Below are 16001 nucleotides of genomic sequence, written 5' to 3'. Positions count from 1 at the left end.
GGCGGTGTGCGCACGTTATTGCAAAATATTCCTGTACTTTGGGCGATGTGCGAATCCGATACAGCACCGGGTGATACAATCGTTTCCAACTTGGAGGTTGGGTAATTGGTGTCTTCAGATTTAGAACAAAATCGCAAAACAATTTCCATTGTTTCGCCTTGCTACAACGAAGAAGACAATGTGGCGAATTGCTATGAAACCGTAAAAGCGATTTTTGAGGAAAAGCTGCCAGGCTACAGGTGCGAGCATATCTTTGTCGACAATGCATCCTCCGACCGGACTGTCGAGATCCTGCGAGAGATCGCTGAAAAAGATCAGAATGTGAAAGTTGTCGTAAACGCCCGCAACTTTGGAGTGTTCCGATCCGCCTTCAACGGGTTGCGTTATGCCGAAGGGGATGCCGTGGTCGTCATCCTGCCGGTGGATCTTCAGGACCCGCCGGACATGATCCCGGAATTCGTGCAGTTATGGGAAAGCGGTTACGATGTGGTGGCCGGTGCCCGCACCACCCGCGAAGAGGGGATCGTGATGCGCGCGGCGCGCGGCATCTTCTATACGATCGTCAACCGGCTGTCCGATGTCTGGCTAGAGCCATCAGTGGGTGAGTTCCAGCTTATTGACCGCAAAGTGCTCAATGCGGTGCTGTCGCATAACGACCACTACCCCTATATCCGCGGCATCATCGCCAGTTGCGGGTTTCGCCGCATCATCGTTCCGTATGTGTGGCGGGCCCGCAAAAGAGGTGTTTCCAAGCACAATCTGATGGCGCTGACCGATCAGGCGCTGAATGCGATCTTCTCTTTCACACGTGCCCCAATGCGGTTCTGCACGCTGAGTGGTCTGGTGATTGCCATCAGCTGTATTCTGTTTTCCCTCATTTCAGTGGTGTTCTATTTCTTCAATCCGGATTTGGCTCCACGGGGAACCACGACAATCATCGTTGCGCTGTTCTTCCTGTCAGGTATCCAGATGCTGTTTATCGGCATGTTGGGGGAATACATAACCTCGATCCACAATCAGGTGCGGGGCGGTCCGATCGTCACTGAACAGGAACGCATCAATATCGAAGGTCCTGCACGGGACCCGGCGATTGTCAAAGACGAGCATATGGCATGAATATGCGTTCAGGTCGGGTGATGTGGCTCTTTGCCGGGGCGATGGCCTTGTGCGGCAGCTCGGCCTGGGCTGCGGACCTGCCGGGCAGCAATGCCACATTGGCGGAACTGCGCCTTTGGTATGCGGCCGTGGTGATTGCTGCGTTGCTTGTGGGGGGTGTTTTCCGGCAGTGTGGCCAGTTTCTTTTTGGCTTGCTTGGCGCGGCGCTGCTTCTGGGCAGTGCGGCCCGGTTGTGGTTGACCCAACCCCTTTGGTTTCCACGGCTCGAGATTTCCGCGAACCCTCCTGAAAACCTGATCATGCTGGCGATACTGGCGGGGCAGACGGTGTTGACGGGCTTTGTGCTTGTGCGGCCGCAGGGAAGGGCGGCCATAACGGGCCTGATGGCAGAAGCAGGACGGTGGCGGCTGATCCTTTTGCTGGGGCTGGCTGCGGCCTTTTGCGTTTCTGCGACGCCGTACGTGGCTTACGGGTACTATCTGGCCTTCGGTTTGCAGATCGGGATCGGCGGTGCGCTGAACCTTGTGCAGATGGCGACGCTGGTCGCCGTTTTCACAGTTGCCGGGCCTGACCGGGCACCCCGCATTCCGGTGGCTGCCCTCGCGGTCTTTGCAATGCTGGCCAGCGCGGCTCTGGCCTGGGCGGCGTTCGACCGCGTGCCTCATGTCGAGGATGAGGTGGCATATCTGTTTCAGGCGCGTACCTTTGCTGCGGGCGTCCTCGGAAGCCCGGCCCCCCCCGCAGCGGCGCAGCCCGCATTGGAATATTACCTGTTCGACATTCGCGGCGATCAGTGGATCGGCGTGCCGGCACAGGGTTGGGCCATCGTGCTGAGCCTGGGCGTGCTGGCCGGGGCGCCCTGGCTGGTCAACCCCGTGCTGACCGGGATCTCTGTCTGGCTGGCGCATGGCATCGTGTGCCGTGCCGTCAGTCGCGAACGGGCCGATCTGGTGGCGTTGCTGATGGCCACGTCGCCCTGGGTGCTCGCCGTCGGTGGCACGCTGATGGCACATTCCACGACATTGGTGATGGTGCTGCTGGGATGGTGGTGTCTGCTCAGGGCTGGGGAGGGGTCAACGCGCAGGGATGTCTTGCTTGCGCTTGTTGCGGGTCTGGCTTTGGGCTGGGCCTTTGTCACCCGACAGCTTGATGGGTTGATCATAAGCGTTTTAACCGGCCTGTGGTTGCTGCGGCGCCTGCCGGGGGGGATCGGACAGGTGATCGCCTGCGCCTTGGGCGGTGTTCTGTCGGGTGGCGTCTTTTTACTGCTCAACCTGATGATCACCGGAGACGCGCTGCTGACCCCGCAAGCGGATTACCTGAGCCGGTTATGGCCCGACACGCAGAATGCCTATGGGTTTGGTCCCAATGTAGGGCCACCGGCCGAGAGCTGGGGCGCGCTCGACATCTGGGTCGGGCATAGCCCGGCCGAGGGTCTGCTGAATCTGATCAATGGTTTTGCCGCGCTCAATTACGAACTTCTGGGCTGGACATTCGGGTCCCTGGTTCCGGTCTGGATTACGTTCATATGGGGCAGAAAGCTGACCGGGTTCGACCGGGCCATGCTGGTGGTGTTCGCGATCCTTGTGGGGGCCCTGTTTTTTTACTGGTTTACGGGCACGTTCTATCTTGGGCCGCGCTACTGGCATACGGCTTTGTTGCCGGCGCTGGCTTTGGCGGCGGCCGGGATCGAGACCGTCCGGGACCGGCTGCCCGAACGGCATCGTGGCCGCCTGCACTGCGTCATCCTGTTGCTGTGTGCGGTGTCTGTTGTCAGCTTCACCCCATGGCGGGGGGTGTCGAAATACAATGGGTATGGTGGCTATACCGGTGACATACGGCGGCAGGCTGCCGGGCTTGGAAACTCTCTGGTCTTTGTTTCGACACAGGGCGATATCGGGTCTGCACTCTATCTCAACGATCCGTTCCTGCCCGAGGGCAAACCGATTTTCCTGCGCGATATGGGCCCCGAGCAGAACGCAGGCATCATCGCGGCCTTCCCGGGCCGCGACGTTGTCTATCTGGGGGATGGCGAATAGGCCCAGCCCAAAGCCAGACCTATTCGGCTGCGTGTTGGCTTTCGCCTGATACGAAGTTGCGCCGGAAATCATTGGCGAACATCGTCCGGGTGAACCGGCCGAGCCCCGAGGCATGTTCGCCGAAGGTTTCGATCCGTGACAGCAAGGTGGTTTTCACCCTTTGATCGACCTGGGTCTGGAACTCGCGGGGGGCATCGAACTGGTAATCCTGCAGCACGCCCTGATATCCCGAATTCCTCCAGGCCTCGACATCGAAAGACGAGCTCCAGACGGGTTCGTGTTCCAGGGTTTCCGAGAAGGGCACATGCAGCATCACGGCGCTGTAGTAATTGATGATCGTGTCGAGCATCTCGTGCGCTTCGTGGTCGTCCTTGTCCAGAAGGTCGCTGATGGCCCGTTTCAGGAAATCAAGTGCTTCGTCCAGCACGATGAACCGGCCAATCATCGAATATTTGCTGAGCAGATTGCCCCCCAATTCGCCGCTGATCAGGTCGTCATAATTTTCCTGCGCCCAGGCGACGCAGTCGGCGCGGGTTTCAAACAGCTCCTGCTGGTTTTCCTCCAGATAACCGGCCACCGCATCCCGGAAGGGTTTGGGGGCCTGATCGAGAATGTCCTGCATATGCTTGACGATCAGGAAGGGCCGGATGCCACGGGACCGCGCCAGCCGGAAGGCTTCTTCGAAATTGTCTTCGTAATAGAAGATCGTCAGCAGCAGATGGAAAACACGGGTGTCCAGATAATCCTGGAACGAGAAATTCTCGGACTGGACCACCATTTCCTCGGTCTCGACCACGGTTGGGCCGGTATATTTGCCCAGGCATCGGGCAACCACGCGATGGAGGGTTTTGAAGCCGAATTTCTCGCGGCTGTCGGGGTTGGCCAGCGGTGCGCCGTGCAGCAGCATCAACTGGTGCGCCGCGACCCGGCTGACGCCGGTTTCGATCAGCTGATCGACGGCATCCATGAAGGATTCCCGGGTTTCACCGGGCATGCACAGGATCAGCTCGCCATAGGATTGCATGCCCTTTGAATGCAGCTCCTGCTGTACCTCGGCATAGGTGTCCAGGCTGATATTGTCGCGTTTGATGTTCTTCAGAACTTCCGGATTCAGAGACTGAACCGACGAGGTCATCGGCAACCGGCCCTTGGCCTTGCGCATCACCTTGATGATCCGGTCGCCGCGGTTCTTGCCCGTGGTTGTCCGGATGTATTTGGGCCAGTCGTACCGATCCATCAGATGGCCCAGGTAATCGGCCACCTCTTCGTCCTGCACATACATGCCGAAATTGTCATCCGCAAAGCACAGCGGGCTGGCATGGTTGATGCGGGCGACGACGTAATCCAGATCGGCCTTGGTGCGTTCAAACGAATGGCGGAACACCTTCGAGTTCGATTTGACCGCCGAATTGCAGAACGCGCAGGTGAACGGGCAGCCCCGTGCCAGTTGCATCAGTGCAAACAGGCCGGTGTCAAAGAACTTGTCCATCAACCCGGCCAGATAGGGCGAGGGGATTTCATCCAGATCGCGGATGCGGGGCGGCTCGGCCCCGCGCAGGATCTCTCCGGTTTTTGGGTGCACGTAAAGCGCGCCATCGACGGCCTCTTCCCACATGCCTTCGCGTCGGGCGCCGACATCGATGAAGCGTTGCAGCGTGCTGAGGAACGCGCGCTCGCCCTCATAGGTGGGGCCGCGCACATGCATGTCGATCTGCGGCATGGTCCGGATCCAGCTGTCCTGCTCTTCTTCGGTCAGCGGAAAGTTGGGACCACCCATCAGGGTCAGGCTGTTGGGATTGACCGCCTTGACGTAGTCGGCAAAGGACAGGGCCAGATGGTGGTTCCAGGAATAGCTGGAAAAGCCGACCACATCGGGCGGAGCTGTGTCGACGGCCGCTTTGAATTCCTGCGGATCACGAAAGATCGCGACCTCAATCGGTGTCGGGCTTTTTGCATGAGCCTGGGCATAGGTTGCAAGATTTCCAACACCCAACGGGTAGGTGTCCGACGTGGCAGTAACGAGGTTATGTCCAAGATCAGCAAGATAAAGACGCATTGACGATTATCCTTCCAGCACTGGTACCAAATACATTTAACAGTCCATATCCTACTATATATCAGATGGACCGGTTACGGATCGAAAGTGTTTATGTCTGTAGTTTTGAGGCATTATATCAGACCTCCTGCTGCCACGGGAAGCGATCGGTCAGCGCCCGGGAAACAAGGATGAATGCCAGAACGGCCGCGGGCAGAACCAGCAGGCCTTGTGCAAGGATCGGATGCAGTCCCGTGCTCAGAAGAGCTTCGAGCGAAAAGGCGTTGAAAACGTAAACCATGACATATGCCAGCAGGTAGAAGGGCAATTTCCTGAACCCTTTGGTGTCGAATACGATCCGGGCGTGGGTCATGAAATTCCACAACACGCCGATGACGAACGAGATCGCAAGAGCCGCCTGTGCGGGCAACCCCGACAGGCTCAGAACCGAGAAAACCGCATACCCGAAGGCCGTATTCACGATGCCGACCAGGGCAAAAAGCATGAAGGATTGCTTGCGTAGAAAGGATGAAGATTTCATACGGCCTCCTCCCTTGACCGAAGACACCGGGCGACTCCGGAAGCAATGTCATATTGTGGCATAAAACCGGTCTCGTCCCGCAACCGGGTCACGTCCGCCGCCAGCCGGGGCGGATCGTCCGCTGCGCGGGCGATGGTGCCCAAGCGGATCAGATCGGGCCGGTGCATCTGGTTTGCCACCTCTGCAATCAGGTCTCGAACCGGGGTCGCCGTACCGCTGGCGACATTGACCGGGCCGGTCAGATCGCTTTCCAGCACGCGCAACAAGGCGCGGGCAAGATCATCGACATGCAGGAAATCCCGCTCCTGCCGCCCATCGGTGCAATCAACCGGCCGTCCCGCCCCGAGGTTTGACATCAGATCGCCAAACAGTCGCCCCGGCGGTTCATCCGGCCCGTAGACAAAAAAGATGCGGGCCCATGCCAGGGACAGGCCAAGCGTCTGCTGGCCCGCGCACAATGCCAGACCGGCCCCGGCCTTGGCCGCCCCATAAAGGGTTCGGGGGCGCAGGGGGCTGGTTTCGATCAGCTCCGGTACCGACCAGTCATATTCAGCACAGCTTCCGGCGCAGACCGCGCGCTGGCCTCCTGTGCGTGCAAACTCCCGCACCAGATGCAGGGTGGCGGCCATCCAGTCCAGATTGGCCCCAGAAGTCCAGCGGTCGCGCGCGCCGTCATGCCAGGCCAGATGCACCAGATAGTTGGCGCGGGCTGTTTCAAGGGCTGTCGTGATGGCATCGGGGTCCAGCAGATCGCAGGTGATGTCGCTTGCCGGGTTGCGGCCCAGCGTCACCACCTCGTGGCCCGCCTCTGTCAGAGCCGTGGCTGTCGCGCGCCCGATCAATCCGGTTGCGCCCGTCAGCAGAACCCGTGCCATCAGCTGATCCTGATCTCTGGCACGGCCGTTACGAAGCGGGTGCCATGTGCCTTCAGGTCGGACAGTTGATCCGTGACTTCGTCCCGGATGTTCCAGGGCAGGATCAGCACGTAATCCGGCGGCGTCTCGCGCAGGGCTTCGACCCCATGCACGGGGATATGGCTGCCGGGCAGCAGCGTGTTCTGCTTGGCCGGGTTGCGATCAACGCAGTAAGAGATCAGGTCGGGGCCGATCCCGGCATAGTTCAGCAGCGTGTTGCCCTTGGCGGCGGCGCCATAGGCGGCAATGGTGTCACCCCTGGCATTTGCTTCGCGCAGGAAGCCAAGCAGCCCGTCGCGCAGCGCTTCGACCTGAATGGTGAAATTCATATAGCCCTCAGGTCGGTCGAACTGCGCCGCAGCCTCATCCGCGCGGACCTTGGCCAGACCGGGCCCTTCGGGATGGCTGGCACCCTCAAGACAGGCGAACACCCGCAGCGAACCGCCATGGGTGGGCAGTTCCTCGACGTCGAAGACACGCAGGCCCGCCTTGGCAAAAATCTTTTCCACCGCCAGCAGCGACAGATAGGAGTAATGTTCGTGATAGATCGTGTCGAACTGCACTTCTCTGATCAGGTTCAGAAGATGCGGAAATTCGACCGTATAGACCGCATCGCCGGTCAGAAGCGTGGCGATCCCGGCGACGAAATCGTTGATGTCAGGCACATGCGCCAGCACATTGGCCGATGCGATCAGCGCCGGAGGTTTCTCGGTCGCGGCCACCTTGCGGGCCAGCGCCTCGCCGAAATAATCGACCAGCGTGCGCACGCCTTTTTCTTCGGCTGCCGCCGCCACGCTGCCCGAAGGTTCGATCCCCAGAACCGGGATGCCTTTCTCGACGAAATACTGCAACAGATACCCGTCATTCGAGGCGATCTCGATCACCAGATCATCGGGTCCCAGATCAAGCCGGTCGACCATCTGTTCGACATAAGCTTTGGCATGGGCCAGCCAGCTGTCCGAATAGCTCGAGAAATAGGCGTAATCGGCATTGAAGATCTCATCCGCCGGTACGGCGTCTTCGACCTGTACCAGATAGCAGTCGTTGCAGACCCAGGCATGCAGCGGATAGCGCGGACAGGCCGTGCCCGCGCGCTCGGGCGGGACATAGGAATTGGCCAGCGGCGAAAGCCCCAGATCGACCAGCGTCTGGGTCAGGGCTGCGCCACAGCTCCGGCAAGCGGGGTGTGTCATTGCGGCATCCTCCAGCGCAGATCCTCGCTCAGTGTGCCTGTGCGGATATGCTCTTCAAGCGCTTTCAGCCGCATCAACGGAGATGACCTGAAATCGGCATCGCCAAAGTTGATATCGTTCAGCAATTGCAACAAATCCCGGATGGTGCCTTCAAGCGTCTGCACCGGCTGATGTTCGGGTGCCAGTTGTTTGTAGAGCGAAAAGTCGACCTTGTAGGACCGGTTGTCGGGCGAGGCATCGGGATTGATCGAGTAGCTGGCCCCGGGGACCGCTTCGGCCACGGCCTGCGCCAGATCGCGGATCTGATAGTTCCACACATCCGATCCAGCGTTGACCGCAAGCCACTGCCCCCCGGCATCTTGGGTCCGGGTGATGGCCCAGTCGATGGCTCGGGCCATGTCGCGCACGTCGATCAGCGGCCGCCACGGGCTGCCGTCGCTCAGCACCGTGATCTTGCCAGCGGTGACCGCACAGGCGGCAAAATCATTCAGCACCAGATCCAGCCGCAGCCGGGGCGACGGCCCGCAGGCGGTGGCGAAACGCAGCGCTGTACGCAGCATCCCCGGCGTGTCCATGGCCGCCAGCGCGCGCTCGGTCCCGATCTTGCTGCGGGCATAGGCGGTCAGCGGGTTCAGGGGCGCGTCCTCGGATCTGGCATCGCCTTCGGCGAAACCATAGACCGAACAGCTGGAGGCAAACACAAAGCGCGACACCCCGGCTTCGGCGGCCAGATGAGCGGCCTGCACGATGGCATCCTGATTGATTTCCGTGGTGACTGTTTCGAACCGGGCACCCATCGGGTCGTTCGAGATGGCCGCCAGTGCAACAACCGCATCCGCCCCCTGGAACAGTGACGCATCGATATCGCGAATATCCGCGATGATCTGCTGGTTCAGAACCCGCTCGGGCCACGCATCATGCGTGGTCAGCCGGTCCGAGAAAAACCCGGGATCAAGGCCGATCAGATTGGCGTTGGGATAGGATTTCCGCAAGGCCGCCGCCACGACCGGACCAATATAGCCCAGATTGCCAAGCAGGATGATTTTCGGAGTGGAACCCAGCGTCATTCCCAGACCTTCCATGGAGCATTGCCTTCCTGCCAGCGGGCTTCGAGCTGACGGCGGTCGCGCAGCGTATCCATCGGTTGCCAGAATCCCTTGTGGCGAAACGCCATCAGATCGCCGTCTGCGGCCAGCGTTTCAAGCGGAGCGCGTTCCCAGATTGCGCCGTCCCCGTCCAGCAGATCACCAACCGAAGGATGCAGCACGAAGAACCCGCCATTGATAAAACCACCGTCACCGCCAGGTTTTTCGGCAAAACGTTCGATCTGATCGCTAGCCAGCTCCAACGCGCCGAAACGCCCCGGTGGCACGACTGCGGTGAGCGTGGCGCGTTTGCCGTGGCTTTTGTGGAACGCGACCAGCGAACTGATATCGACATTCCCGACCCCGTCGCCATAGGTCATGCAAAAGGCCTCTTCATCCTTGAGCAGATGCATGACACGGCGTAGCCGCCCCCCGGTCTGGCTGTCCTCTCCGGTATCGACCAGCGTCACGCGCCATGGTTCCGATTTACTGTTTGCAATCTCAAGCCCGCCATTGGCCAGATCGATCGTGACGTCTGAACTGTGCAGAAAGAAATTCGCGAAGTATTCCTTGATCACGTAACCCTTGTAGCCGAGGCAGACGATGAAATCCGTGATGCCGTGTGCCGCGTAGATTTTCATGATATGCCAGATGATCGGTTTGCCGCCGATCTCGACCATGGGTTTTGGAATCTTGACGGTTTCTTCGCTGAGCCGGGTTCCCAAGCCGCCGGCCAGAATAACACACTTCATAAAATTGCTCCCTCGTTAACAACGAGACTGGCTACCAATTTACTCATCGTCCCCCAGGTTTGAGACACCTGGGTTTTGCAAACATTCTCACGTATTAGGACGGCAGCGGTGCCACCCTGTCAAGATTCACCAAGCGACGAGTCGTGAGGTGCTGAATTTCCTGCTGCTCTGGCGCTCAACTATACACAATGCGAGGAAAGTCACAGCATTGTTGATGCGCCCTTTCGGTCCGTCGATACAGTGAAGGACATCACAGACGCAGCCTGAAAAAAACGGTCATGGTTCAGGTCAGGCGCCGTGCAAGAGGTGTATGGATCAAATCTATGTTTCGCTTCCGGGCGGGGAGTTTCGGCTGGCGGTGCCAGTCAGCAATCATCGTTATGTTTCAGGGCGTTGTGGAAAGCGCGTGCTGTTTCGGGCGGTGTGAAAGACCGTCGGTTTCGCAAAGCCCAAACTGGCTTTCGGCACAGGTGACCCGGGTTTGGCCTGTCATCGATTTGCACAGAAGGGCGAAAGTGCGGTTCGTCAAACGGAATGGTTGATTTTTCTGCGCGGAAGGGGTGGAGCTAAAGGCGCAGGAGCCCCGTTTCGGGGACTGACAGGATTTTGTTGTGAATCTCGGATAACCTCTTGTAGCTTTAGGTCAGTGTTTTGGTATGGGTGTTAGTCATTTGAAAAAAGATATTGTTCCCGTTGTCGTCATTGGTGGTGGTCCAGCAGGGCTGACAGCAGCCTATGAACTTCAGAAACTGAGCGACACACATGTTCCCAGGGTGTTCGAAGCCTCGGACATGGTTGGTGGCATCTCGCGAACCGAAACGCACAAAGGGTATCGCTTCGACATTGGCGGGCATCGGTTTTTCACCAAGGTGCGCGAAGTCGAGGATATGTGGCACGAGGTGATGGGGGATGATTTCATCACCGTGCAACGCCTGAGCCGCATCTTCTATCGCAACAAATTCTACGATTACCCGCTGCGTATCTTCAACGCCCTTGGCAATATCGGCCCCTACGAGACCTACAAGATCATCGGCAGCTTCATCAAATGGAAGATTCGTCCACGCCAGCAGGAAGACACGTTCGAAGACTGGGTCGTCAATCGCTTTGGCGGGCGGCTTTATATGCATTTCTTCCACAGCTACACCAAGAAGGTCTGGGGTATTCCGCCGTCCGAAATCCGCGCCGACTGGGCCGCGCAGCGGATCAAGAACCTGTCTTTGCCCAAGGCGGTCTGGAATGCGATTTCGGGGGCCAATGACACCGCCAGCCTGATCGAGGAATTCCAGTATCCACGCCTGGGCCCCGGCATGATGTGGGAAAAGACCCGTGACCTGATCCGGGAAAAGGGGGGCTCGGTCGAAACCCATTCCGAAGTGATCCAGGTGAACCGTGATGGCAATCGCGTCACCTCGATCGATGTGCGCCACTGGACTGAAGATGGCGAAAAACACACCGAGCGGGTGGAGGGTGAAGAGTTCGTCAATTCGATGGCCGTTCGTGATCTGATCCATGCTTTTGATCCGCCGCCACCGCCCGAGGTCGTCGAGGCGGCAGACCGTCTGCGGTATCGTGATTTCCTGATCGTGACCCTGATCCTGGATCACGCGGATCCGTTCCCCGACAACTGGATCTACATCCACAGCCCGCAGGTGAAGGTGGGTCGCATCCAGAATTTCCGCGCCTGGTCCGCGGAAATGCTGCCCGATCAGAACACTGCCTCGATCGGGATGGAATATTTCTGTCAGAAGGGTGACGGGTTGTGGTCCTCAAGTGACGAGGATCTCAGGCATCTTGCCAGTGAAGAGCTTGAAAAGCTTGGTCTGGCCAAGGCCAGTGATGTCATCGATCACGCAGTTATCCGGCAGCCCAAGGCTTATCCGGTCTATGACAGCGAATACAAGGACGCCCTGGACACGGTCAGCGACTGGCTGAAGACGCTGGAAAACTTCCAGACCGTGGGTCGCAATGGTCTGCACCGCTACAACAACCAGGATCATTCCATGCTGTCGGCGATGTACGCGGCGCGCAATATCCTGGGCGAAAATCATGACGTCTGGGATGTCAATGTTGAGCGGTCCTATCACGAAGAGTTTGAAGCCAAACCCAAGAAAAAGGCGGCCCCGCAATCCGCCGTCCGCAAAAGCAGGGCCCTCTGAGGAAGGGGCAGCCCTTCAACTGTGGACCGCAGCGCCCACAGGTTTGTTGGCAGAGGAGGGTCGGGGGCGAAATCTGTCCGGCCGGATGCTGACGTGATCGCGTAATCTGTTGATTTCGCAATCTTCGTCCTGATGATCCAGCCGGCATCGCAGCCACACCTCGGTCAGCAGCAACCGCAGCCGCAGATCCGGACCGGCCTCTTCGATGGTGTTTGTCATCTGTGTCCGGGTCAGGCTGAAAAGATCCCCCAAATGGGCGTTCCTGAAGTATTCCGGCCGGATCTCAAGCCGCTGAAACACCGTCGTCCAGAACCCGATCTTGATGCGCTGGCTCAGGGTGTTGGGGATGTAGCGGTTGGCAACCTCGCGGACCACCCATTTGTCGCGGATGAAGGGGTGTGCCTTCTCGAAAACGAACGGAGAGGCTCTGAGCTTGTAGCGTGCCGGCAGATTGACCCCGAACCGGGCAACCTGTGTGTCCAGAAACGGGAACCGCGCCTCGATCCCGGCAGCCATGCCCATTGTATCGTTGCGATGCAAAAGCGTTCGCAGATGGTGGTGCATGTAATCCAGGCTCCATTGCCGGCCTCTTTCCTGAAACTTGCGAGGCAGCTGTGCCAGGCTGTCGGCTACGGCCCGCTTGTCCTGCGCCATCTCGCGACCATTCAGGATGTCGCGGACGTTTTCCATGTTTCCCATCCGGTCAGGTGCCAGGATCGGGCCAACCCCCGGTATTGCGCGTATGGCCGAACCCAACCCGCTGATCATCCTTTCATACCCGTCTGTCAGGCGTTTGCGGCCAAGCCAGGGGTAGCCCAGAAACAGCTCATCCGATCCTTCGCCTGACAACAGCCCCTTGATCCCTGAATCCGCCGCGAGCTGGGCGATCATCATCAATGGCGCGCAATTGGGATGATAGGAAAACGGGTATTCGTAGTGACGCATTACGCGCGGGATCATGTCGACGAAATCCTGCTCTTCAGCCTCGATGACATGCAGATCAAGTTTCAGGCTTTTGGCCAGTTCCGAGGCGGCGTCCACCTCGCTCCAGGCGCCTTTCACATTGGCGTGGAACAGGGCGATATTCTGGTGTTGGGCCGCTGCGATAGCAACGATCAGGGATGAATCCACCCCGCCAGAGCAAAACGCGCCAACCGGTGCATCCGCGAATAAATGTGAGGCCACGGATTTATGCATGAGATCCGCATATTCATCGACGATATCGACAGCCGACAGGCCATCGAGACGGGTCATCTCATCAAGATCGAGAAAGTCGGTCAGGTGGAAGAAAGAGGCGGTGTCGATATTGCCCGATCCGTCATGCCATAGGTAAGTGCCGGGTGTCAGGCTGCGGATCCCCTGATAGAAGGTCGGGCCGCTGGTCGGGCCTCCGAATTTCATCAGGTAAGCCGCGATCGAGTTGACATCGGGTTGCAGGGTTATCCAGGGTTCGAAGGCCTTGATCTCTGAACCGAACAGAAAGGCGGGGCCTTGTTCGGTCATGCCTTGCATCCAGTAAAGAGGTTTCATGCCAAACCGGTCCCGGGCCAGCAGAACCCGGTGTGTCTGCCGGTCGATAAAGGCAAGTCCGAACATGCCATCGAACCGGGCAAGCGCATCTTCGCCCCATTGGATCAGGCTGTGCAGCACCACTTCGGTATCCGAGGTGGTGCGGAACGGGATGCCCAATGCCTCAAGTTCAGCGCGCAGGGTTCTGAAGTTGTAGACTTCGCCATTGTAGACAAGGATGTAGCGGCCGCTTGGGTCCGTAAAGGGCTGATCCGACCGGGTGTCGGTATCAACCAGAGACAGGCGTTGATGGGCCAGGCCAAGACCGGGCTCGCTCAGAATATTGCCGGCATCGGGGCCGCGGTGCCGAATGGCGAAACCGCTTTGACGAAGCCGTGTGACATCAGGGGATGAGGTTGTATCCTCTGGGAAAATTCCAAACAGACCGCACATCCGGCACCTCAAATCGTTAAAACTTAATTTCGGGTTCTGAAACGGATCGCTTTCGACAACCGATCTGGTGAAATATATAAAAGGGGGGGTGAACGGTGCATGTCGGGTCTTGTCATGCTGTGTTCACGTTTGGACCGTTTGTCCCGTATGAGGGGTTATGAAGGTACTGGTTGCGGAAGATGACGATACACTGCGCGGTGATCTTGAATGTTTGCTGCGCGCACGGGGTGATATCGTAAGACTGTCAGGAAACGGCAATGATGCGCTGTTTCTGGGAGAGACCGAGGATTGGGACGCGATCGTGCTGGACCTGGGGCTGCCGGGGCTGGACGGGTTGTCGATCCTGCGGGAATGGCGCAGCCGCAAGGTTGCAGCACCGGTTCTGATCCTGTCGGCGCGTGACAGCTGGAACGATATCGTTTCCGGGCTGCGCAGCGGGGCTGATGATTATCTGTCAAAGCCTTTTCATTCAGAAGAACTTCTGGCGCGGCTCGAGGCCTTGGTGCGCCGTGCAAGCGGGCGTGGCACGCCCTCGATCGATGTCGGAGATCTTTCGGTTATGCCGGATGAAAAAGCTGCCTTTTTCAAAGGGCGCAGCGTATCGCTGACCGCTTTCGAGTTCCGGGCGCTGGAGCATCTCGCCCGACATGCGGGATCTGTCGTCAGCCGGGCAGATCTGATCGAACATATCTATGCCGAGGATATGGATCTGCAATCGAACGTCATCGATGTTCTTGTCTCACGTTTGCGTCGGAAGACTTCGGCGGGAATGGTGGAAACCGTGCGGGGGCATGGGTATCGGATTCCGGTAGATGACGCATAATTGGGCTACGATCCCCCGTCGCGTTTCGATTGCCACGATAGCGATCTGCTGCGCCATACTGGGTATCGGGGCCATGATCTGCATTCAGGTCTACCGGGCTCATGAAATCGGCGAAATGGATTTGCTGCTTGGGCAGGATTTGTTGATCGAAGCCCGGCGGGTCGCCTATGACGGGGCACAGGCTGAACTGCTCGAGAGCGTTGGCCCGAGCTATTATGACCTGACCAATGAGCAATGGTTCTGGCAATTGACGCGTGACGGGTCTGACGAAATCCTGCTGCAATCCCCGTCACTTGGCCCTGTCACCGCAGAAAGCTGGGTTCTGGACGTCCCGGAAGCCGGGGGGAATTTCGTAATCCCGGGCGGAGATGTTCTGCGTGGAAGGCGGGCTGCGTTTCCCGGGATGGAACCGGATGAGACATTGACCTTCCGGATTGCGGCCCCACTGATGCATGTCACGGAAGAAACCAACCGGGCTGCAAAGCTGATTGCATTGATTTTCATTGGTCTTGCCATAGTGGTTTCGGTTTCGGTCTACATCACTGTGAACAGGGGGCTGATGCCGCTCAAGCGGCTCAGCAATTCCGTGAAGGTCATGCGTAAAAACGACACCATCATAGACGATCAGAAATGGCCCCCCGATCTGGTTCCCGTGGTCGAGGAACTGCGCGAGCTACACTGGCGCAACGGCACGATCATCGAAAAACACCGTCGAAAAAACGCAGAGCTGGCGCATGGCCTGAAAACGCCGCTGGCGGCATTGGCGCGCGTTGCCGAAGAGCTTGAGGGAGATAAAAGAGATCAGATAACGGATTTTGTGGGGCGTATGACCGGTGTCATCAAACGCAACCTCAGCCGCGCGCGTACCGAACGCCCCTATGGAAAATCCTCTCCGGTGCATGCCTGCGCCGAAGATGTATCGTTTGCACTTGGCATCACACTCCGAAACAGGATGCCGCATATCGAAAACGCCATAGACGCCGGAACCACCTTTTGGGGCGAGGAGGCCGACATTCAGGAGATCCTGGGCAATCTGCTTGAAAACGCCTGTCTCTGGGCCAAGAGCCATGTGCGCATATCCGTGACGGCACCCGAGCCGGGCATGATCACGTTGAGTATCGAGGATGATGGCCCCGGAATGGGGGCGGGCAGATCAGAGGGGTCGGCTCGGAAAGACAATACAGATGAGACCGAGGGGCATGGGCTGGGGCTTTTGATCGTGCAGGATATCGCTGAACTTTACGGCGGATCCGTCAGTATCGGAACATCCTCTCTGGGTGGTGCGCGCGTTTCGGTAACGCTGCCGGGCCAGATTGAAGCTGCCAGAAAGCCCAGAACGCGGTCCCTCAAAGGAAACTTGCGCAGGGCAAACTGATCGGTTTGCC

Annotated in this window: 12 protein-coding genes; 5 read left to right on the top strand and 7 right to left on the bottom strand. The window is 58.5% G+C overall.

What is annotated here, in order from left to right:
• Positions 1-108: 108 nt before the first annotated feature.
• Together GS611_RS18605 and GS611_RS18600 are read left to right on the top strand one after the other, a co-directional pair.
• Positions 109-1116 (top strand): glycosyltransferase family 2 protein, encoded by a 1008-nt coding sequence (locus GS611_RS18605; RefSeq protein WP_171637934.1) that lies wholly within the window; start codon positions 109-111, stop codon positions 1114-1116.
• Positions 1113-3155, top strand: a complete 2043-nt coding sequence (locus GS611_RS18600; RefSeq protein ID WP_171637932.1) for a hypothetical protein — start codon at positions 1113-1115, stop codon at positions 3153-3155. Before GS611_RS18605 ends, GS611_RS18600 begins: the two co-directional genes overlap by 4 nt.
• 19 nt (positions 3156-3174) lie before the next feature.
• Here the strand turns inward: GS611_RS18600 and GS611_RS18595 are convergent, their stop codons facing one another.
• The 6 genes from GS611_RS18595 to rfbF all read right to left on the bottom strand — a co-directional run bounded on the left by GS611_RS18595 (position 3175) and on the right by rfbF (position 9675).
• Positions 3175-5211, bottom strand: a complete 2037-nt coding sequence (locus GS611_RS18595; protein WP_171637930.1) for a B12-binding domain-containing radical SAM protein — start codon at positions 5209-5211, stop codon at positions 3175-3177.
• 118 nt (positions 5212-5329) lie between these two features.
• On the bottom strand, positions 5330-5731 hold the full coding sequence (locus tag GS611_RS18590) for a GtrA family protein (RefSeq protein ID WP_170347032.1): 402 nt from the start codon (positions 5729-5731) through the stop codon (positions 5330-5332).
• On the bottom strand, positions 5728-6606 hold the full coding sequence (locus GS611_RS18585) for an NAD(P)-dependent oxidoreductase (RefSeq protein WP_171637928.1): 879 nt from the start codon (positions 6604-6606) through the stop codon (positions 5728-5730). The genes GS611_RS18590 and GS611_RS18585 overlap by 4 nt, the downstream gene beginning before the upstream one ends.
• Positions 6606-7838 (bottom strand): class I SAM-dependent methyltransferase, encoded by a 1233-nt coding sequence (locus tag GS611_RS18580; protein WP_171637925.1) that lies wholly within the window; start codon positions 7836-7838, stop codon positions 6606-6608. The genes GS611_RS18585 and GS611_RS18580 overlap by 1 nt, the downstream gene beginning before the upstream one ends.
• Positions 7835-8920, bottom strand: a complete 1086-nt coding sequence (locus GS611_RS18575; RefSeq protein WP_210093869.1) for an NAD(P)-dependent oxidoreductase — start codon at positions 8918-8920, stop codon at positions 7835-7837. The genes GS611_RS18580 and GS611_RS18575 overlap by 4 nt, the downstream gene beginning before the upstream one ends.
• Entirely contained in the window at positions 8902-9675 is a 774-nt protein-coding gene (gene rfbF, locus GS611_RS18570; protein ID WP_171233823.1) for a glucose-1-phosphate cytidylyltransferase, read from the bottom strand. Before rfbF ends, GS611_RS18575 begins: the two co-directional genes overlap by 19 nt.
• A 671-nt stretch (positions 9676-10346) precedes the next feature.
• Between rfbF and GS611_RS18565 the strand changes: the two genes are divergently transcribed.
• Entirely contained in the window at positions 10347-11831 is a 1485-nt protein-coding gene (locus GS611_RS18565) for an NAD(P)/FAD-dependent oxidoreductase (protein ID WP_245218223.1), read from the top strand.
• Positions 11832-11846: 15 nt separating this feature from the next.
• Here the strand turns inward: GS611_RS18565 and asnB are convergent, their stop codons facing one another.
• Positions 11847-13793 (bottom strand): asparagine synthase (glutamine-hydrolyzing), encoded by a 1947-nt coding sequence (gene asnB, locus GS611_RS18560; RefSeq protein WP_171637921.1) that lies wholly within the window; start codon positions 13791-13793, stop codon positions 11847-11849.
• Between the two features lie 157 nt (positions 13794-13950).
• Here asnB and GS611_RS18555 point away from each other — a divergent pair, with 157 nt between their 5' ends.
• Both GS611_RS18555 and GS611_RS18550 read left to right on the top strand, forming a co-directional pair.
• On the top strand, positions 13951-14616 hold the full coding sequence (locus tag GS611_RS18555; protein WP_171637919.1) for a response regulator transcription factor: 666 nt from the start codon (positions 13951-13953) through the stop codon (positions 14614-14616).
• Positions 14606-15991 (top strand): sensor histidine kinase, encoded by a 1386-nt coding sequence (locus GS611_RS18550; RefSeq protein ID WP_171637917.1) that lies wholly within the window; start codon positions 14606-14608, stop codon positions 15989-15991. The genes GS611_RS18555 and GS611_RS18550 overlap by 11 nt, the downstream gene beginning before the upstream one ends.
• The last annotated feature ends 10 nt before the right edge of the window (positions 15992-16001 follow it).

It is taken from the genome of Ruegeria sp. HKCCD6119, from assembly GCF_013110585.1.
Taxonomy (GTDB): domain Bacteria; phylum Pseudomonadota; class Alphaproteobacteria; order Rhodobacterales; family Rhodobacteraceae; genus Ruegeria.
The sequence above is the reverse complement of the archived record's forward strand: the minus strand, read 5'-3'. Positions and strand labels throughout refer to the sequence as shown.